Origin of the sequence: Pseudanabaena sp. SR411, from assembly GCF_002251945.1 — a bacterium.
In the GTDB taxonomy this organism is placed as follows: domain Bacteria; phylum Cyanobacteriota; class Cyanobacteriia; order Pseudanabaenales; family Pseudanabaenaceae; genus Pseudanabaena.
Genome location: NZ_NDHW01000127.1, coordinates 35,590 through 54,871, shown reverse-complemented (window position 1 = coordinate 54,871; position 19,282 = coordinate 35,590). Strand labels below are relative to the sequence as shown.

The following is a 19,282-nucleotide window of genomic DNA, read 5'->3' as shown; positions in this document are numbered from 1 at the left end:
ACTTCTACCAGAAGACTTGAAACAGTATTTTCCATTTTGGCAACGTTCTGATACTTTACCCAAATGGGATATAACCATTGTTCCTAATTGATTGGTATCTTATTTCCTCGCAAGTCCCTTAGTTAGACCATTGCTGGATTTGCACCTGTCCGAGTTGCTCATCCTCTAGAGTACACTCTGACTGTGTTTTGCCCCAACTATCAGCATTGGCAAGTTGGAATTTATGACCATGTTTACGAGGACGACCACAGCCACTATAGGCTTCAGGGGCTTTGTATAAGCATCGATTCGGACGTAGACGCAGCAATAAGTCTGCTGGTATATCATCTGTCAAATTGACAAAGGCAGCACTGCCATACTCGCTGTCATAAGTAGCGATCGGTCTTACGGACAAATCTCGACATACTTGCCTTAGTTGAAAAGCGGCTCTTTGCGCTGCTGTCTCAAAACTACTGATTCGCTCATGACATAAAGGGATTGCCCAACTCCCTGTCATCTCTGGTATCCATCCCAAGGTGCTGTAGTCATGACCTAGCATGATGGGTTTGTTGCCTTCAACCAAATTTGGTTGATGCACAAAACTCCTGTCTTTTAGGGTTTTGGCATGGGGTCTTCCCCATCCTGTATGGTCTCCTGCTAGTAGTGGTCTTATATCTTTGGGTATTTGTTCGACACACAGTCGTCTGAGTCTTCCTCTTCTTGGTCGGTTATCTTTTAACGATTCATACAGACTTGACCATTTCCGTCGATACACTGCTGATAATGATAATTCCGCAAATGATTTCACGCTTGGACTAGTCAATACTGCATCCATTAGGTCAAATATTGCATCTCGTCCATTCCCTAAAAATCCATATACCTGTTGACGAAAGTCCTGTAGTTTATCAATAATCATGGCTGTAGATATGTCTTTCTTTTTTATCTACTTTAGGCAGTTTGTATCTCTTTTACTCTGCCTTTTTTTCCTTTTTTAGTCTAAACTCCAGTTACTCAACTCTGACAGTAATACACCTGCGGATACCAAAGACTCAATATGACCGAGATTGCGACGCACATATCCCAATTGCTGCCGAATTGCTTTGCGTAGCTTTTTACGGTTGGGTTGACGTTGTTTGGTGATGGTTAGATAGACTGTCCTTGCTTGAAGACGATAGGTGCGGGGTTTCTTTGGAAACTGTGCTTTCACTTGTTCGTAAAGAGCATCAATGATCTTATCAGTTTGTGCTCTTGCTTGATTCAATAGGTTGATGTCAGTGGGATAGCGAATATCGACTGGTGTGACAGTGGCATCTTTTTGATGATTAGTGCTCCCAGTGCCATCCGAAAGCTCTTGGCTGGTGCTCCTTCTCCTGCGCTGAATTGTTCGGCATATTCACTCTCAAAACTTTCCCATGGGATTAGTTTCGCTAACTTTACCCATCGATTCTCTCCTGATAGTTTTCCACTAAATGGAAGATAGAAGTTCTCGAATGATAGTTTTCCTTTTGCGGAACTTCGGCACATAAAATTTTATTGATGCAAGGGTTTTTCTTGCTTTTGGGCTTTTTCCTTGCACTCTATTAGCTTTTGCAACCTTTGAAAACTACTGATTGCAACTGTTTCTGCCTTTTTCAGCAAGCCCTAATTATAACTATTGTTACTGCGATCCTCGCGATTGCTATGCTAGGGAGTTTTTACAAAATATCCTTGCGTAATCGCTGAAGTCTTATCCCCTGCTACAGAAAGTCGCGATCGCGGGATTAAGTTACGCAACTATCTAAAGATCGACTCATTGCAAGAATATATGCTTATCAATTCAGATTCTCCGAGTATTGAGTTCTATCGTCGTAGCGATCGTACAGAGGTTTGGGAATATCTAACAATCAATAGTTCTGATTTAACCGTTAACAATCCTGAAGTTCAATTAGCTAGCATAGATCTTAATCTTCCACTATCACTCATTTATGAAAATGTTGATTTTAAGCGAGCATAACCGCCTATTTCCCAAATAATGAATAGCCTATAATACTTATTAAATCACATTAATCCTTGTATTAGGAGATTGCCGATGGCGCAGGTTAGTACTCGTCTTTACTGGTTGTTCCAATCACTCATTGCTTTCACTCCCTATCTGCTGGCAGGTTTGCTAGCAGGCACGCTCGTTTTAGCGCTAGGTGTTTTCATTGCTCGTTTCCTTCTCTGGGATTGGTTACTACCTTTTGAAGAGTTGTGCTTGTTAACTCTCAAAGAATGGACTAATCCAACCCTAGACCGATATATGCTGGCTCTAACTTGGATGGCACAGGGCGAAATTACCATTCCTATACTCATTGCGATCGCAGGAATTCTTATTTATCGTGACGAGGCAGTTCCAGCTCTGATTTTAGCGATCGGGCTAAGCGGTTCATGGTTGCTTAATGGAATTTTCAAGTCTTTCTTCCGACGTAAAAGACCTGATCTATGGGCTTCTTCTAAACGTCCGATGGATTACAGTTATCCCAGCGGTCATTCCATGAGTGCAATTTCCTTTTACGGTTTATTAGCGGCGATCTTAACGCAGTCTCTAAGTATTCCTTTAGGACTTACTGTTCCCTTAGCTGCGTTTTTAACCTTGGGGGTGGGCTTTAGTCGAGTGTATTTTGGCGTGCATTGGCCAACAGATGTCCTGAGTGGATGGGTTGCAGGCGGTATATGGCTTGCATCCTGCTTATACGGACTAGTTCAAATTAGTGGCATTTAAACTGAGATGGATGGGCGATCGGTGGAAATACCATCAGCTTGCTCCGTCAAACCATAACTATTGTTTGCGTCAACGAACTTTAATAGCAACTCAGGCGTAGGTACACAAATCAAAAGAGCGTCTGGAATAACTTCAACAGTGATTGGGGTAACTCCTAGATACTGTCCGTCTGCATGAACTTCTAAGGGGGGATAACTCTTAATCTCAATTTTAGCAGCTCGATGAGTATTGAGTCGCTCATGGGGAAGGCGTTCCCCCCGCATAGCTTTAAAGAAGTGACACAGATGATCCCATTTGGAGGGGTTATCAATATATATTACATCCAGTTTTCCATCATTCATTTTTGCGTCAGGCGCTAAGGCAAATTGCACCCCATAGCGAGGACTGTTGCAGATATTGACTTGCAAGATGCGTAAACGACGCATCCGTATGCCATCGAGGCGCAAGACCAAGCGGTGTTGTTTAAACTGTAAAAAAGTTTGGATACCTGAGAAGATACTTTTAAAAGCAGCCCAATAATTTTTCTTGATTCCTTCTTTGACTTCATCTCCACAAGGAAAGAGTGTCGCTTCTAGCCCCACGCCTACCACTTCCACAAAGTAATGATTGTTTGCCTTGCCCATATCAAACCGACCCCGCACTCCCTCTACCAGAGTCTGAATGGCTTGAGATAAATCGTTGGGAATATTTAAGCTAGCGGCAATGTTATTACGTGTTCCCATCGGAATAATGCCTAGCACAGTTTGAGTATGCATTAATCCTCTCGCTACGGCTTCAATTGTGCCATCGCCTCCCGCTACGATTACAAGCTCAGCACCTGCTTTAGCAGCCTCAGCCGCAAGTCTCTCTCCATCTTCATCGGGAGCGGTCGTACAGAGTTCAGCTTCGATGCCTTGATTGTGCAAAGCTTCGACAATTTCAGTTGACAGATCAGGTTTGTCAGCAGGGCCAGAAGTGGGATTGATGATGAGTCGGGTATGCATCTCTGTCGTTTTCCTATTGGTTTGAAGTTGGAAATATTAGGATAAAAGCTTGCTTATGCACACTTACTTAACAAAAAGTCTACAGTTCATTGTTTTAGATACGTCCAAAAAATGAGCCAATAGATCTAAAGTCTACGGACTATAGCAGTTTGTTGAGACTTTCCCTTCCCTCTATAAGCTGATATAACGAACTGACGAGATTACCCTCCCGACTCATAGAGGACTACATTTGGTTGTACTGTATCTGGTCTACGGTGAGTGGCGAGTACCGTGGAGTTTTAGAGTATGGCGAGGTAAGGGATATCCGAGTCCATCGGACTTAGCTTGTAAGTTGTTGGCGACAGTACCAAAGTAAAAAAAGCGCCATCTCTCTTTATTTGGGGTTTATGTCCACTGATTTAGACAAGACTTTTTAGTTCGATTAAAGCGCTAACTTTAGTGACTAGTTCTAAGGTTGAAAAACCTTTGGTAAGATAATCAGTTGCACCGAGACGGGCTGTCTCGCGTGACCATTCTTCCGCAAGACGGGATGAAATCACCAGAATCGGCATATCTAATCCTGCTTGACGACAGCGATCAATCAGCGTGAATCCATCCATACGCGGCATCTCAATATCCGTAATTAGCAAAGCAGGTTGACTGTGGCGTTGTAGCCATTGCCAAGCCTCCATACCATCATCGCAAGTTGTAATTTCGTATCCTTGTGGCGACAAGCCACTTTCAATGCGGCGACGCATTAGAGCGGCATCATCTACGACTAAAATTTGCCGATCGCTGGATAGATCAAGGAAGGAAGCTGTTGACTGAGAACTAGAAATTGTGAGGTGTTCAGTGCCTGATGAGAAGAAGGCTTCCACAAAGGAAAGTGCATCAATAACAGGAATCAGCTTCCCGTCAGGCATCAAGCTCATCCCGATTAAACCAATTGGAGCAACCAGAGGCGCAGGAATTGGATTTACCAATAGATCACTCTGTCCAGCTAGGGTATCGGCAATTAACCAAACGCCGCGATCGCTATCTGATTGTTTCGTCCGCACGGCGATCGCCGATGGTAAGAGTGTTCGGGTTTCAGTTTGTCCTTGCCAATATTGATAGAGATCGATCGCAGGTACTTTTCCTTTCTCTTCTTGTACTTCAATGGTGTAATCGGAGCGATCAGTCTTTTGCCAGAGCAGACTCTCAACGAGGGTAGTTGTGTAAATTTCGGAAGTGGGAACTGCAAAGGTGCGATCGCCTGCTTGCAAGAGCATACAGCGTACAAACAAATGCGGTACGGGAATCTGAATCGTAAAAGCTGTCCCTTTACCCATTTGAGAGATGAGGCTGAGCTTCCCATTCATCAGTGCGACTTGGCTTGCCACCACATCCATACCTACACCCCGACCAGAAATATCGCTAACGACTGTCGTAGAGGTAAAGCCTGATTGACAGAGTACGCTCAATAGACGTTCAGGAGTGCTAGTATCCATCAGTGGTAATCCTTTGGATTGGGCAATTTGACTAATGCGATCGGGATCAATGCCCCTACCATCATCACGAATACTAAGATCAAACATACTGCCGCGACGTTTTAGAGACATTTCGATTTTGCCCTGTAGCGGTTTGCCTAATTTCTCTCGTTCGGGCGCATCTTCGATGCCATGATCGTAGGAATTACGCAATAAATGTAGTAGCACAGGTTCTAAACTGCGAAGTGTGCCTGCATCAAGTTCCAGTTGCTCACCAATAATCGTAAACTGAACGACTTTGCCAACGCGAGTCATTAAATCTCGTAAAATCCCTCTCGATCTAAAAGCTAGGGTTGAGAAGGGAACAAGGCGACTTTCTTCGATGGTTTGTTGGAGATTGCGTAAGCTGCGGTCAAGGATTTGGATACTGTCGGCTGTGCGCCTTGCCGATTCACCTGTTTCTGAGCCTAATTCAATTAAGCGCAGACTAATTTCTAGTAAGCGGTTAATGGCGGTATATCCTTGACGATAGCGCTCAATTTTTAGTCCATCTTGCTCCCCTGATGCGTCTAGCAATGCATAATCATCTTGAACTTCGCGTAATTGGGTAATGTATTGAACACTATTTTGCGCGAGTGAGACTAACGGCAATAGATTGGAGTAAACCGATTGATAGAAACCTTGTGTAGCACGGGTTGCCATTAAGGTTTCCACTAGATACTGGGACGATCGCTCTAGGCGATCGAGTGGCACAGGAATTTGAATGTCCGCTGTTGGCGAAACTGATGCATTAGTCAAGGCTGGGACTTCATTCCCAGCAATTAAGTTCGATTCTATGCTTAGAGAGGGCGCTAGTGCTCCTTGTTCAGCTTCAAAAATTCCACCTTGACGAGCGCTTTCTTTGACCTTTTGCAGAAATGGCATCCATTCTGCGTGCCATTTTTCACAATCTAGGCGATCGCAAAGTTCAGTCCCCTTTTGTAAAAATTCATGCCAAGTAGCCGCTAAGTTTATTTCTGCACCAATTTCTTGCAATTGAGCCATAGTTTGTTTGGCGATCTCACAAGCTTCTTGAGAAACCTCACCTGTGAGTGGCAAATCTTCGATCGCCATTTCTAGCTCAAGCGTCACCAAATCAAATCCCTGATCAGCAAATTCTTGCTGAACTTGGCGCATTTCGTTCCATTCAGGTAGATATTTAGATTGAATCCGATCACGTAGGGTTTGAATATAGTTAACTGCTGCTTCGGGATCACTTTGATCGCCCATCTGAACTGCACCGATCAGCAATTCACCAGCTTCAATCAAAGACTTTGCTAATTCACCATCAGTTAAGGGCGGTGCAACATCTAGATAACGCAGATCGGAAAGAACGTCCTCTAATATCGTCGAAACTTGAAGTACTGCTTGAAATCCTACGGTGACAGAACCACCTTTAATCGTATGTACACAGCGATATAGCTGCTGAATATCTTCGCGCCAACTGGCAATACTTAACTGATGGACAGTCTGCACATAGAGTTGCAAATATTTCTGGGTATCTAATTCAAATAGAGTACGCAGTTCTTCTTGCAGTTGTAAATCATCAAATTCAGAATTTGGCATTATTTCGCTATTCGCTATCAATTTGTGATTAGGGTTCTGTGATAGATTTTAGTGACTCAGCGAAGCCGAGCCACTAAAATCTATCGATCAGTAATCGATTCCATCTCGTCCATTTCCGTAATCTGCGTTTCTAGCATTGGTGGTAAACGGAAAAACTGCACCCTTTCTAGTAGTTGACGAGCCAACATGCCCATCTTGCCCGATTGATCGCGGGTAAATTGAGCCTGAGAAGCAGAACGTTCCGCGATCGCTTCAATATCTTGGATCGAGGCTAAACTAAATTTGACAGCTTCCGCAATTGATCGCGATGAATCAGTTACAGCTACGCCAATTTCGGCTAGTTCCTCAGTTACAGTGGCGATGTTGGTAAATGACTGCTCCGAACTATTCACACTGTTAGTGAAGTCCGACACAAGGCTATTCACGTCGCGCACGTCTTGATCAATCCCCGACACAACCACATCCACAAATCCCGTCCTTTGTTGCAGTACCACTAGCCCCTGATTGGTTTGGGTTGCCAAGTTATTTACCTGTGAGGCGATCGCTTCAAATTCCCTTGCGACGGAGACAAATTGTTCAGGATCGCGTTGTTCTAGCGCCCTTGCCGCCACCATGGAGGCATTGGTCGCCAAAACCTGAGTTAAAGATGCAAGGCGTTTTTGATCCAACACAAATTGTTTCGCAAGAGCCACGAATTCCCCTAGATTTTTAATTCTTTGCACCATCTGCACCGTTGCTGCTTGCAGAGACTCAATCGAAGCCGTCAAGTAAATAATTTGTTCCTCCCCTTGCCGCACGGCTGATCGCACCCTCTGCACAGCTTTGTTGGCAGCGATCGCTTGTTGGGCTGCATCTTGAGCTAATTGGTTTACATCCTCAATTCCTAAACGGGCTTGCACCACCAGTGCTTCCTGTTGCTCAGCATTTTGGGATACCGCGATCGCTAACTGCTCAAGGCGATTAGTCCGAAGAGTTACCTGTTGTGCAGTCTGCAATACGGCTGCAAGCACCTCCGCTAATTGCTCTGATAGACGATTGAGAGTATCCGCAATTAAACCAGTAGCGTGGGGACTAACTTCAGCCTTAGCTGTTAAATCTCCCATCTCCAGTTCGGAAACCACATCCAACAGGTGCGAAATTTCATCTTGAAAAATATTATTTTGGGCTTCAGCCTCGACCTGAGCCGTAGACTGCTCCTGCTTATTTTGGGCAAGGTTAAAAGTCATCTGGTTAAAAATATCAGCTAACTTGCCAATTTCATCCTTAGCCCCAAGCTCCACGGTTGCGCCAAAGTCCCCTGCGGCATATTGTCTAGCGATCGCTTCTAGCCCCCGAATCCTTTTGCTAAGCGTACTACCGATAAATAAACCGAATATCGCACTAATCACAATCAAAATTACCCCTAAGCCAAACACAAATAAGGTGGCATCGGATAATTGCCTTTGCGCCTCTTGGTTGACAATCGGCGCGAGACTATTATTTAAATACAAAGCGGCGATCGCAAAGCCTATTAAGGATAAAAAGCTAGTTGAACCGATCGCAAAGAGGATTTTGGCGCTAATCGGTAAATTATTTAACCAACTACTCCTATTGGAAGCTTGTCTAGATATCGGGGCAGCAGCAGCAACGGCAGCCTTCCTCTTTCTTTTTGCATTCGCTTTCTTGCTTGAAAAGGGAGGTTTATTTGCCATATATCAACATATTCAACAGTTTAGCAATGTCAAAGATCAGAATAATTTGGAGTTTACTGATTAGTAAACCGTCAATTATCTTGTCTTTTAGGTTGGATGTTAACAACATACAGCTTTGTGTTGAAACTCTTGAGTGTGCTTCGCAACAATGTCAAAACCAATTTTAGAGTTTTCAACGCCTACGGCGTTGAAAACTCTAAAATTGGTTTTGCTGCTCTCTTAGCAGCCATAAAACAAATGTCAGCAAGTTCCTGTATTCTTGACTATTAACTTTTTAATTTAATAAATTTACAAATCAAGCGATCGCCATGCATCAAGCGTATGTACTGGGACTGGGACAGTCTGGAATTTCTGCGGCAAAACTCCTCAAAGCTGATGGCTGGCAAGTGACAGTTAGTGATAGTCAGGCAAGTGCTAGCCTAGAACAGCGTAAGCAAACCTTAGAGTCAGCAGGAATTGCAGTTGAGCTTGGAGGATTTCCTGACTTTGCCAAAATAATTGAGTCGGGGCAAAGTGTGGATCTTGTCGCTGTTAGTCCGGGGGTTCCTTGGGATTGCCCTGCCGTTGAACAGGCGCGATCGCTCGGTATTGATACGATTGGCGAGATCGAACTAGCTTGGCGCTACCTTAAGCATATTCCTTGGGTGGGTATCACAGGAACTAACGGCAAGACAACCGTGACATCTTTGACGGCAGCAATTTTTCAGGCGGCGGGGCTAAAGGCGATCGCCTGTGGCAATATTGGCTTTCCCGCTTGCGAAATTGCGTTACAGGTCTTGCATAAACAACTTCAGCCCGACTGGATTATTGCGGAGTTAAGCAGTTATCAGATCGAATCTACGCAAAGCGTCAAACCTCAAATTGGCATCTGGACAACCTTTACCCCCGATCACCTCAATCGTCACTATACCCTTGAAGCCTATCGAGATATTAAGGCAAGCTTAATCGATCAGTCCGCCCATATCGTCCTCAATGGTAATGATCCGTACTTGGAGAATTTTGGGGCAGCCATGTGGCCAAAAGCGATCTGGACAGGGATTGATGATCAGGTGGTGGAGGCGATCGCCGATGGTGCTTACATTGACAAAGGCTGGGTCAAGTTTCGTGGTGAGCCAGTTTTCCCAATCTCCCATTGGCAGCTTTTGGGAATTCATAATCGTCAAAATTTATTGATGTCGGTAGCCGCCGCCAAGCTAGCTGGGATTGACGCAAAACATATCGATCTTGCCATTTCTAATTTTCAAGGTGTTCCCCATCGCCTTGAGCATGTGTGCTTTTATGAAGGAATTGCCTTTATTAACGACAGCAAAGCCACAAACTATGATGCTGCGGAAGTAGGTTTAAAAGCAGTAAAGCCCCCTGTGGTCTTGATTGCTGGTGGTCAACCGAAGCAAGGTGATGCCAGTGCATGGCTAGAGCAAATTCGTCAAAGAGCGATCGGCGTATTATTAATCGGCGAAGCTGCGTCATTGTTTGCGGAAATGCTCAAAGACGTAGGGTTTAAAAATTATGAAATTGTCGAAACTCTTGAGAACGCAGTCCAACAAGCATCGTACATTGCCCATAGCCGCGCCCATAACCACCCTAGTCAGCCTTTACCAACTGTGCTATTCTCACCCGCATGTGCTAGCTTTGACCAGTTTGCTAACTTCGAGCAACGTGGCGATCGCTTCCGTCAACTTTGCCAAGAGCTTAGGGCTTCACCATAAAATAAAGACCAGATGTTTGATGGCGCGGCAATGCCTCGCTACTAAACATCGGTTCTTGTAGACAGAATTTCGCCAAAATTATAGTCATGAACCCATCGCTTCCACCTAGAGATCTTGCCACTATTAATCTTTTTAAACGTCGCACAGTGCTGATCTGGATGATTTTGGCTCTGTCAATGATTGGGTTAATTGTGCGCTTAGTTTTTTTACAAGTGGTGACATCATCTGACTTACTCGAAAAGGCGCGAAGACAGCAAATGTTTACTTTGCGACCATTTATTCCCCGTCGCACGATTACCGATCGCAAAGGTGCAGTTTTAGCTCTAGATCGCCCTGTCTATACATTATTTGCCCATCCCCATCTTTACAAAGAAAAACCTGAGGCGATCGCGGAAAAGCTTGCGCCGATCCTCAGACGACCCGCCGACAAATTGCTCAGTATTCTCAATCGTGATACGACTTCTACTCAAGTCGAATATTGGCTATCGGAGGAAAATGCTGATCGCATTTTTAACTTGCGTCTAGATGGTTTAGATCTGGTTCAACAGCGCCATCGACTCTATCCACAACAGGATCTTGCCGCTGAACTACTCGGCTATGTGAATGTCGATCATCGTGGTCAAGCTGGGATTGAACTTAGTCAAGAAAAATTATTAGAGCGTACCGATCAAGCACCTGCGGTTACCCAAGATGGCTCTGGGAAATTAATTCCTAATCGGATTCCTGCGGGAATGCTCCAAACCGATCGCACAAGCTTGCAAATGACGATTGATTCGCGCATTCAACGGACGGCTAGGCAAATTCTCAAGCAGCAGATGGTTAAGTTTGGTGCTAAGCGTGGATCAGTGATTGTCATGGATGCCAGAGATGGTGGATTACTCACCCTCGTAACTGAGCCAACCTACGATCCCAATCGCTACTATGAGTCCGATGTCAAACTCTTCAAAAATTGGGCCGTTTCGGACTTATATGAACCGGGTTCTACTTTTAAACCGCTCAATGTGGCGATCGCCCTCGAAGCAGGAGCAATTCAGCCTGATACCGTATTTAACGACGAAGGTGCTTTAACGATTGGCGGCTGGCCAGTCGCTAACTTTGACTACGAACAAGTCGGTGCAGTTGGGTCCCTCAGTATTAGTCAAATCCTAGAGCGATCGAGCAATGTGGGGATGGTGCATATCGTTCAGCGCATGAAGCCTTCAGTTTATTACGGTTGGCTAGAGCGGATTGGGCTGGGAGATATCTCTGGTATTGATCTCCCGTCGGAAACACCTAGTACCCTCAAGCCCCAAGAGCAGTTCCTTGAATATGTGATCGAGCCAGCAACAGCCTCCTTTGGACAAGGTTTCTCGCTTACACCAATTCAGATGGCGCAATTGCACGGTATTCTCGCCAGTGGCGGTAAGTTGCTCACGCCCCATGTGGTCAAAGGTTTAATTAATGAAGAAGGCGAAGAGTATTATCAGCCCAAATTGGCAACGCCTCGGCAGGTAATTTCGCCAGCTACGGCTCAAAGAGTTGTGGAAATGATGACTAATGTTGTCGAGAAAGGAACAGGTTTACCTGCGCGAATTCCGGGATATCGGATTGCTGGTAAAACTGGAACAGCTCAAAAAGCTTCAACCACTGGTGGTGGTTATGCCAATGCCAAAATCACTAGTTTTGTCGGTATTTTTCCCGCTAAAGAACCTCGCTATGTGGTGTTGGCGGTAATTGATGAGCCTGTTGGTGATGATGCGTTTGGTTCTACCGTAGCGGCTCCCATTGTCAAGACAGTAATCGAAGATATTATTGTCAGTGAGGGGATTCCACCAAGCCATCCTGAAGAAGTTATCTCCAAAATCCCAATTCTGGCTGAACCCACAGTCTCTCCATCCCCATCTCCTCAAGATCCAAAACCTTCTCCGAGTGCTTCCCCTAGTAATTCCCCAAGCGCTGAACCGACCCCATCCCGCGATCGCCCTTAAATAACGTGAGTTCGAGATATTTAAAGTTAAAGCAGTAAAAGCTTTGCTTACTGCTTTAACTTCCTAGAAAGGGCAAGTTTTGCGCCTCCTTTCTCACAGCTAGTTTGAAATTAACCCGAATTTACGTTACTTACTAATCATGAACCAGCACGAAAAAATTAACTATGTTGAATTTCCTGCAAAAGATATCCAAGCGACAAAGGATTTCTTTCAACAGGTTTTTGGATGGATATTTGAAGATTTTGGCTCCGAATACATTGCTTTTTCTAATCAAGGAATTGATGGTGGTTTTTACCATTCAGCCTTAGAGTCTTCCACTAGCAATGGTGCAGCGCTGATTGTTTTCTATAGTCAAGGGCTTGAAACTACTCAAACAAAAATTGAGCAAGCTGGTGGTGTGATTATAAAACCAATTTTTTCCTTCCCCGGTGGTCGTCGGTTTCACTTTACGGAACCAAGTGGCAATGAATTTGCAGTGTGGTCAGAGATCTAGCTTGATATCCACCTAAAAAAGAAGCACCCTTTGGGTGCTTCTTTTTTAGTATGCGTCTTGTAACTCGTAGAAGTCTGGTGTGACGTAATCCTTTCGCATGGGATAGCCGATCCAGTCTTCGGGCATGAGAATCCGCTTGAGATTGGGATGCCCTTCGTAGATGATGCCATACATATCGAAGGTTTCGCGCTCTTGCCAATCAGCAGTTTTCCAGATCCAGTAGACCGATGGACAACGCGGATCAGTGCGCGGAAGAAATACCTTGATACGTACTTCTTCGAGGCGATCGCTTTTATTAATCCCCTCATCGCTGAGCTTAGCCAGATGATAGACACTCACCAAACTATCGCCAGCACCAGCATCATAACCACATTGCATCATCAAGTAGTTAAAGCCGTATGCATAAAGCGCAGTCGAGAATGGCAATAGAAATTGGCGATCAATTTTGAGAATGGGAACACCCTGCTTATCCAAACCCAAAAACTCATGCTCAAAGCCATTGCTAGTTAGCCATTGCGAAACTGGGTCAGTTACCTCAGTTGTAGCTAATGCTGCTTCTTGATTTCCTGATTGATTATCTGCCAACGGTTTCTACCTCCTTCTGAGCCATTTGCAAAGCGGGCAAAGGAATACCCGACTCGACTAATTCCTTAGGTGGAGCCATACGGCTAGGCATTTCTAGGTATTGTCCAGTTAGGATTGGGCTAACTACCTTCATTTCATGCTTCACCGCATAGTAGCGATGGGTGCGATCAAGGGTAGCTCTTTCTTTAAAGCCTTCCGTACCGATTTTTTTACGCAATTTGATGATCGCGTCCATGATTGCTTCAGGACGAGGCGGACAACCTGGGATATACACATCAACGGGGATCAGCTTATCCACACCGCGCACTGTTGTATAAGAGTCGGTGCTAAACATGCCACCTGTGATTGTGCAAGCACCCATCGCAATTACGTATTTCGGTTCTTGCATCTGCTCATAGAGACGCACTAGCGCGGGAGCCATTTTCATGGTGACTGTCCCTGCGGTAATGATCAGGTCGGCTTGACGAGGACTAGAACGGGGCAGTAGACCAAAGCGATCGAAGTCAAATCTGGAGCCAATCATGGCAGCAAACTCGATGAAGCAGCAGCTAGTACCGTAGAGCATTGGCCAGAGGCTAGACATTCTCGACCAGTTGTAAAGATCGTTGAGGGTAGTCAAAACGACATTATTTGATAAGTCTTGGGTGACTTGTGGTGTAGCAGCGGGATTGATGAGGCGTTGGGTTTGTTCTTCGATGCTGAAGTCCAGACCAACGTTTTCGGATTTCATGACCATTCTAAGGCTCCTTTTCTCCAAGCGTAGACTAGACCTAATACAAGAATGCTAATAAAGATTAATGCTTCCACAAAAGCAAGCAAGCCTAGTTTACTAAATGCGACTGCCCAAGGGTATAGAAATACCGTTTCTACGTCAAAGATAACGAAGGCAAGTGCAAACATATAATAACGGATATTAAATTGTATCCAAGCTCCCCCAATGGGTTCACAGCCAGACTCGTAGGTGGTACGACCTGCGGCTCCCGATTGTTTTGGGCTTAACAGAGCCGATAGTGCTAGCCCCGATAGTGGGACAAGCGTACAAACGATGATGAATACCAGTAAGTATTCGTATCCGCTTAAAACCAAAATTTATTACCTCTTCAAGCTAGCTTGACTAAATTCTAAGTTGTACCTTAAGCACTTGGACAAAATAAATTCACTAAACCTGTAAAGTTGCGCTCCTGCGGAGCGCAACTTTACAGGTTTAGTTTTGCAATTTATTTTGTTCATCTAGACGTAAGCCTATTGTTTTACAAGAATTCTTGCTGATACAAATTTAGGAGATCATGACTACATTATATGGGAGCGATGGTAGATGAAAATTTGTTACAGACTAGAAATTTGTCTATGGGTTGGCTTATATAATTGAAACTTATGTCAAATGCTGTCGATTTGAGGCTTTAGCAGCGATCGCAGTTTTTGATTGACCTGCAATTATTTTTGATTAATTTATTCCAGCATATATTTCCATAATCGCTTTTATTGCTGTTTTTATTACTAATTTAAAATTCATGCTAGACGGTGCAAAGCTTTGTCTAGTATGAGCAAAGACACTATTTTAATTAAAAAAGTTTAGGAGAATCCATGAGTCAAGGTTTAGCAACTCTTTTGCGTGTAGGCACACAAAAATCTCACTCGGCTGCCGAAAGTACCGATTTTATTAAATGTTTTTTAAAGGGCGTAGTTGATAAGACATCCTATAGCAGACTCGTCGGAAACCTTTACTTTGTTTACAAAGCGATCGAAGCAGAGTTTGAAGTTCACAAAAATGATCCTGTTCTCAGCAAGCTTTATTACCGTGAATTGTGGCGTGAAAAGAGTCTGGAACTCGATATGTTGTTTTACTTCGGCTCCAACTGGCGCGAAGAAGTAAAGCCCACTCCTGCTTGCGAAAAGTATCTTGCCCGTATCCATGAGATCTCAGCTAATGACCCTGTGTTGCTAGTTGCTCATGCTTACACTCGTTACATGGGAGATCTTTCTGGTGGTCAAATCCTTAAAAAAATCGCGAAGGAGTCGATGGGCTTGAACGAAGGCGATGGGACTGCTTTTTATGAGTTTGATGACATTCGCAATCATGGCGAATTCAAAAAACGCTATCGTGAAGCTCTGGATACCTTGCCTGTGGACGCAGCAACGGCTGAGCGGATTGTGGACGAAGCCAATGCTTCATTTCATATGAACATGGCGATGTTCCGTGAGCTAGAAGGTAACTGGTTACTGGCTCTAACTAAGTTTGGCTGGAATTCTCTAATCACGAAGATCAAGGGTGAACCCAAAAACACCTCTGTTCGTCGTGAATCTAATGCTGCTAGCTAATTAATAACAATAAAAAAGGGGCGCTAAGCGCCCCTTTTTTATTGAAAAATTTATTGAAAGATTTGTCCGCGTCCTAGCCAAAGCTCTAGGAGCAAGATCAGAAAACCTAACATTGCTAAGCGTCCGTTCCAAACTTCGGCAGATTGGGTCATTCCCCATTCCCAACGCTCTTGAGGATATAGCTTGGTATTCTTTTGTGGTTGGATCGTTTCCGCAAAAGCTATAGGGCGATCGCTTAAAGCTTTCATCACTACGTCGGCTAAAGCTTGGATAAAAGTGGGGTCAGTATCAGGGGCAGGAACTCGTGCAAAGGTTTCAATGCCAGCATGTTCAGCGATTTCACGATATTCCATATCGATTTCTTCGAGGGTTTCGATATGCTCCGATACAAAGCTAATCGGAACTACAACTAATTCCTTGACACCTTGTTTGGCAAGTTCCTCGATCGCCACATCGGTGTAAGGCTGCAACCATTCAACTGGCCCCACACGACTTTGATAGGCGAGCTTATAGGGGTTGGGGCGATTAAGTTTTTGCATAATCAGTGCGGCACAGGTTTCGATTTCCTTTTGATAGGGATCACCTGCTTCTTCGATGTAGCTGACAGGTACACCATGAGCGCTAAAGAAAATATAGGCTTCGTTAGGATTTTTAACTTGATCGAGTTTGGTCGCAATCAAGTTTGCCATTGCTTGCAAGTAGCCTGAATTGTTATACCAAGAAGGAACAACTGTATATTTGATTTTTTGTAATTCGGGGTCGGCTTTCCAAATCCGATCTAGTAGTCTAAAGCTAGAACCTGTGGTGCTAATCGAAAACTGGGGATATAAAGGCAAAATTACTAATTCTTCAATTTTGTCCCGTTTGATTTGGGCGATCGCCTCTTCAGTGAAAGGATGCCAGTAGCGCATTCCCAAATAAACATGGACATCATGACCGTTTTGCTGAAGCTGCGATCGCAATGCTGCTCCTTGTGCTTCGGTAATCCGCCGTAATGGTGAGCCGCCACCAATTTTTTTGTAATTTTCCTGAGATTTTTTTGCACGCAGGGTCGAAATTAACCAAGCCAAAGGTGCTTGGAGTAATGGCGAAGGCAAGCGAATAATTTCTGGGTCAGAAAATAAGTTATACAAAAATGGGCGGACATCTTCTAATTTGTCTGGCCCGCCGAGGTTCAGCAGTAAAACACCTAGTCGCCCCATATCAATCGCTATATCCCTTTATAATTTTGGATCTGTTATTAAGATCAAGTTTCATTAATTATAACTAGGGGCAGGAGCGTTATACCGTTTTGTGCTGATCTTAAATGTATAGCAATGAAAGTTTTGCTTAGGACATAAACCCCAAATAAATGAAGGCGGCGCGAAGCGCCGCCTTCATTTATTTGGGGTTTGATTTGTTCTAGCTATCTCTTTTATTGCTATACATTTAAAAAAAGTGGCTTCCCAATTCATTTTCAAAAATCTAAAGCTGGTTTAACCATGCGATCGCCTCTTCGATACTTGTGACCTTTTCACCTATAGGCATGGCTGGACGCTGCACCATTATGATCGGAATTTCTAATTCTCTAGCCGCAGTAATTTTGGCATAGGTCGCATTGCCACCACTATTTTTACTAACGATCGCTTCAATATGATAGTTTCGCAATAACTTTCGTTCCTGTTCTAAACTAAATGGACCACGATCAAGCAAGACTTTGCTATTAGGAAGTTCAATTTCAGGCGGATCGATGGAGCGCATTAAGTACCAGATATGCGGGCTAATATGCGATCGCTGTAAAAAAGGCTCTAGTTGTTGTCTCCCTGATGTAATAAACACGCGATTTACAGATTCAGGAATTGCACTTGCTGCGGCTTCTACACTTTCTACTTCAATCCAATTGTCGCCAGTTGTTTTTTCCCATTGGGGACGAACGAGCATTAAGTGAGGAATGTTAACTGATTGTGTAGCGATCGCGCCGTTAATGGTTATTTGACCTGCACAGGGATGAGTCGCATCAATGAGAACATCAATTGAGTTTTCTTGTAAATAGTGAGCTAATCCTTCTGCACCACCAAATCCACCAATACGAACTTGTCCAACTAGAGCGGCTGGCTTTTTTGTGCGCCCTGCGAGGGAGCTAATTACTTCTATTTCGGGAATAGTGGCAAGTTTAGCGGCGAGTTTCACAGCATCACCAGTGCCACCCAAAATGAGAACTTTTTTCATGATTAGAAATATTGGGAAATTATGCCTTGCTGATTATTGAAGTTGCGAGCTATATGTTATCCCTTTTCTAGTCAATAAGCGATCGCGAAGTACAGAGCAAACCAGCAACACGGCTTGTCATTTATAGCAACTCAAAACCCACAAAGATAAATGGCGGCGCGAAGCGCCGCCATTTATCTTTGTGGGTTTAAGGTTCTACTTGATCTTGAATACGAAGTTCTTTCATAAATTTTAAAATATGCTTTTAACTATCCCTTTGTCTGCTAATCTGAGAATTGGTATCTACTATACAAAATTGCATCATGGCCGATCGCCAAATCCTGCTTGACTTTGAAAAGCCCATCGTTGAACTAGAAAACCGTATCGCCCAAATCCGCGAACTCGCGAATGACAACGATGTGGACATGGTTGGTCAGATTCAGCTTTTAGAGCAACGAGCCGAGCTTTTGCGGCGAGAGATTTTTTCGGGATTGGGTGCAATGCAACGGATGCAAATTGCAAGGCATCCCCGTCGCCCTAGTACCCTTGACTATGTGCAAGCCATAACCGATGAGTGGATGGAGCTACATGGCGATCGCAGAGGTAATGATGATCCAGCTTTAGTTGGGGGGTTAGCAAGAATTTGTGATCGCCCTGTAGTTATTTTGGGGCATCAAAAGGGGCGTGATACTAAGGACAACATGACCCGCAACTTTGGCATGGCTTCCCCAGGGGGATATCGCAAAGCATCAAGATTGATGGATCATGCAAATCGCTTTAAATTGCCAATTATTACCTTGATTGATACCCCTGGGGCATACCCTGGAGTATCGGCTGAGGAGCAGGGACAAGGCGAGGCGATCGCCGCAAATTTACGACAAATGTTTGGTCTAGGTGTACCAATTATCTGTACCGTCATTGGTGAAGGCGGATCGGGTGGAGCCTTGGGGATTGGCATTGGCGATCACATCATGATGTTTGAAAACTCGGTCTATACGGTGGCGACTCCTGAGGCCTGTGCAGCAATTTTGTGGCGCGACTCGGCAAAGGCTGGCAAGGCGGCGGAAGCGTTAAAAATCACGGCTCCTGACTTGAAGCGTTTGGGCATTGTCGATTATGTGATTGATGAGCCACTCGGTGGGGCGCATCGTCTGCCACTACAGGCGGCGGAAAATCTCAAAGCTGCCCTAGTCGAAAATCTCGATCGCTTAAGTAAGTTGTCTGTGGAAGATTTACAAGAGCTACGTTATCAAAAGTTCCGTAAGATGGGCGTTTTTCTCGAATCTTGAAACTTGACTTGAAATACTAAGCCTCAAATGATTTTTAGCCCTATACCCATGCAGACAAATGTACCGACACTTGTTTGCATGAGTATTAGCTGAGCTTAGTATCATCCCAAAGTTCAAAATAGTTACTTACTTTCGAGAATTGATGTCAGCAATTCTCATTATAGAGATTGCTTTTTTATAATGAGAATTGCTGAATTGACATTTAGCAAGAGATTATAACAGCAAGGTTACGTGGAACTTAGCTGCTATAATTGCGAAAATTATTTTGAAATTTTCTCGGATGGGTT

The 19,282-nt window shown here is 44.3% G+C and carries 15 protein-coding genes and 3 pseudogenes; 8 read left to right on the top strand and 10 right to left on the bottom strand.

Annotation, left to right across the window (positions count from 1 at the left end):
- Window positions 1-124: 124 nt before the first annotated feature.
- A pseudogene (locus B9G53_RS13505) lies at window positions 125-895 on the bottom strand (transposase); the annotation flags it as partial.
- Window positions 896-988: 93 nt separating this feature from the next.
- Window positions 989-1,503 (bottom strand): annotated as a pseudogene (locus B9G53_RS28515) (IS5/IS1182 family transposase); the annotation flags it as partial.
- 190 nt (window positions 1,504-1,693) lie between these two features.
- On the opposite strand from B9G53_RS28515, the gene B9G53_RS13495 reads away from it, so the two are divergent.
- Both B9G53_RS13495 and B9G53_RS13490 read left to right on the top strand, forming a co-directional pair.
- Window positions 1,694-1,972, top strand: coding sequence for a Uma2 family endonuclease (locus tag B9G53_RS13495; protein WP_094533129.1), 279 nt, complete (start codon window positions 1,694-1,696; stop codon window positions 1,970-1,972).
- Window positions 1,973-2,047: 75 nt separating this feature from the next.
- Window positions 2,048-2,719, top strand: a complete 672-nt coding sequence (locus B9G53_RS13490; RefSeq protein WP_094533127.1) for a phosphatase PAP2 family protein — start codon at window positions 2,048-2,050, stop codon at window positions 2,717-2,719.
- Here the strand turns inward: B9G53_RS13490 and B9G53_RS13485 are convergent.
- Entirely contained in the window at window positions 2,716-3,702 is a 987-nt protein-coding gene (locus B9G53_RS13485; protein ID WP_094533126.1) for a diacylglycerol kinase family protein, read from the bottom strand. The two genes, B9G53_RS13490 and B9G53_RS13485, sit on opposite strands and share 4 nt — an antisense overlap.
- A 220-nt stretch (window positions 3,703-3,922) precedes the next feature.
- Here B9G53_RS13485 and B9G53_RS28510 point away from each other — a divergent pair.
- A pseudogene (locus B9G53_RS28510) lies at window positions 3,923-4,051 on the top strand (transposase); the annotation flags it as partial.
- Between the two features lie 49 nt (window positions 4,052-4,100).
- Here B9G53_RS28510 and B9G53_RS13475 read toward each other — a convergent pair.
- On the bottom strand, window positions 4,101-6,755 hold the full coding sequence (locus B9G53_RS13475; RefSeq protein ID WP_094533124.1) for a response regulator: 2,655 nt from the start codon (window positions 6,753-6,755) through the stop codon (window positions 4,101-4,103).
- A gap of 80 nt (window positions 6,756-6,835) precedes the next feature.
- A complete protein-coding gene (locus tag B9G53_RS13470) occupies window positions 6,836-8,446 on the bottom strand; it encodes a methyl-accepting chemotaxis protein (protein ID WP_094533123.1) in 1,611 nt (536 codons plus the stop codon).
- 308 nt (window positions 8,447-8,754) lie between these two features.
- Between B9G53_RS13470 and murD the strand changes: the two genes are divergently transcribed.
- The 3 genes from murD (at window position 8,755) to B9G53_RS13455 (ending at window position 12,615) form a co-directional block, all read left to right on the top strand.
- Window positions 8,755-10,155: a UDP-N-acetylmuramoyl-L-alanine--D-glutamate ligase gene (murD, locus tag B9G53_RS13465; protein ID WP_094533121.1), complete on the top strand. Its 1,401-nt coding sequence runs from the start codon at window positions 8,755-8,757 to the stop codon at window positions 10,153-10,155.
- Between the two features lie 86 nt (window positions 10,156-10,241).
- The gene (locus B9G53_RS13460; RefSeq protein WP_094533120.1) at window positions 10,242-12,122 is read left to right on the top strand and encodes a penicillin-binding protein 2; all 1,881 of its coding nucleotides are present in this window, start codon (window positions 10,242-10,244) and stop codon (window positions 12,120-12,122) included.
- Between the two features lie 139 nt (window positions 12,123-12,261).
- Complete coding sequence (locus B9G53_RS13455) at window positions 12,262-12,615, top strand: VOC family protein (RefSeq protein WP_094533118.1); 354 nt, start codon at window positions 12,262-12,264, stop codon at window positions 12,613-12,615.
- A 45-nt stretch (window positions 12,616-12,660) separates the two neighbouring features.
- Here B9G53_RS13455 and B9G53_RS13450 read toward each other — a convergent pair whose 3' ends face one another.
- Genes B9G53_RS13450 through ndhC form a run of 3 tightly spaced genes read right to left on the bottom strand, consistent with a single transcriptional unit; the run spans window position 12,661 to window position 14,289 of the window.
- Window positions 12,661-13,200, bottom strand: a complete 540-nt coding sequence (locus B9G53_RS13450) for an NAD(P)H-quinone oxidoreductase subunit J (protein WP_094533117.1) — start codon at window positions 13,198-13,200, stop codon at window positions 12,661-12,663.
- On the bottom strand, window positions 13,190-13,930 hold the full coding sequence (locus B9G53_RS13445) for an NADH dehydrogenase subunit K (protein ID WP_094533116.1): 741 nt from the start codon (window positions 13,928-13,930) through the stop codon (window positions 13,190-13,192). Before B9G53_RS13445 ends, B9G53_RS13450 begins: the two co-directional genes overlap by 11 nt.
- Entirely contained in the window at window positions 13,927-14,289 is a 363-nt protein-coding gene (gene ndhC / locus B9G53_RS13440) for an NADH-quinone oxidoreductase subunit A (protein WP_094533114.1), read from the bottom strand. The genes B9G53_RS13445 and ndhC overlap by 4 nt, the downstream gene beginning before the upstream one ends.
- Window positions 14,290-14,784: 495 nt before the next feature.
- On the opposite strand from ndhC, the gene B9G53_RS13435 reads away from it, so the two are divergent.
- Window positions 14,785-15,519, top strand: a complete 735-nt coding sequence (locus B9G53_RS13435) for a heme oxygenase (biliverdin-producing) (protein WP_094533113.1) — start codon at window positions 14,785-14,787, stop codon at window positions 15,517-15,519.
- A 50-nt stretch (window positions 15,520-15,569) separates the two neighbouring features.
- Here the strand turns inward: B9G53_RS13435 and hemH are convergent, their stop codons facing one another.
- Window positions 15,570-16,721: a ferrochelatase gene (hemH, locus tag B9G53_RS13430; RefSeq protein ID WP_094533112.1), complete on the bottom strand. Its 1,152-nt coding sequence runs from the start codon at window positions 16,719-16,721 to the stop codon at window positions 15,570-15,572.
- Between the two features lie 262 nt (window positions 16,722-16,983).
- On the bottom strand, window positions 16,984-17,727 hold the full coding sequence (locus tag B9G53_RS13425; protein WP_094533110.1) for a cobalt-precorrin-6A reductase: 744 nt from the start codon (window positions 17,725-17,727) through the stop codon (window positions 16,984-16,986).
- A gap of 302 nt (window positions 17,728-18,029) precedes the next feature.
- Here B9G53_RS13425 and B9G53_RS13420 point away from each other — a divergent pair, with 302 nt between their 5' ends.
- Window positions 18,030-18,995 carry an acetyl-CoA carboxylase carboxyltransferase subunit alpha gene (locus tag B9G53_RS13420; protein WP_094533108.1) on the top strand — a complete coding sequence of 322 codons (966 nt, stop codon included), beginning with the start codon at window positions 18,030-18,032 and terminating at the stop codon, window positions 18,993-18,995.
- Window positions 18,996-19,282 lie beyond the last annotated feature (287 nt).

Coding starts and splice junctions, on each gene's coding strand:
- B9G53_RS13470 (WP_094533123.1), bottom strand. CDS start 8,446: ATGGCAAATAAACCTCCCTTTTCAAGCAAGAAAGCGAATGCAAAAAGA.
- B9G53_RS13425 (WP_094533110.1), bottom strand. CDS start 17,727: ATGAAAAAAGTTCTCATTTTGGGTGGCACTGGTGATGCTGTGAAACTC.
- B9G53_RS13485 (WP_094533126.1), bottom strand. CDS start 3,702: ATGCATACCCGACTCATCATCAATCCCACTTCTGGCCCTGCTGACAAA.
- B9G53_RS13420 (WP_094533108.1), top strand. CDS start 18,030: ATGGCCGATCGCCAAATCCTGCTTGACTTTGAAAAGCCCATCGTTGAA.
- murD (WP_094533121.1), top strand. CDS start 8,755: ATGCATCAAGCGTATGTACTGGGACTGGGACAGTCTGGAATTTCTGCG.
- B9G53_RS13435 (WP_094533113.1), top strand. CDS start 14,785: ATGAGTCAAGGTTTAGCAACTCTTTTGCGTGTAGGCACACAAAAATCT.
- B9G53_RS13445 (WP_094533116.1), bottom strand. CDS start 13,930: ATGAAATCCGAAAACGTTGGTCTGGACTTCAGCATCGAAGAACAAACC.
- B9G53_RS13460 (WP_094533120.1), top strand. CDS start 10,242: ATGAACCCATCGCTTCCACCTAGAGATCTTGCCACTATTAATCTTTTT.
- B9G53_RS13455 (WP_094533118.1), top strand. CDS start 12,262: ATGAACCAGCACGAAAAAATTAACTATGTTGAATTTCCTGCAAAAGAT.
- hemH (WP_094533112.1), bottom strand. CDS start 16,721: ATGGGGCGACTAGGTGTTTTACTGCTGAACCTCGGCGGGCCAGACAAA.
- B9G53_RS13490 (WP_094533127.1), top strand. CDS start 2,048: ATGGCGCAGGTTAGTACTCGTCTTTACTGGTTGTTCCAATCACTCATT.
- B9G53_RS13475 (WP_094533124.1), bottom strand. CDS start 6,755: ATGCCAAATTCTGAATTTGATGATTTACAACTGCAAGAAGAACTGCGT.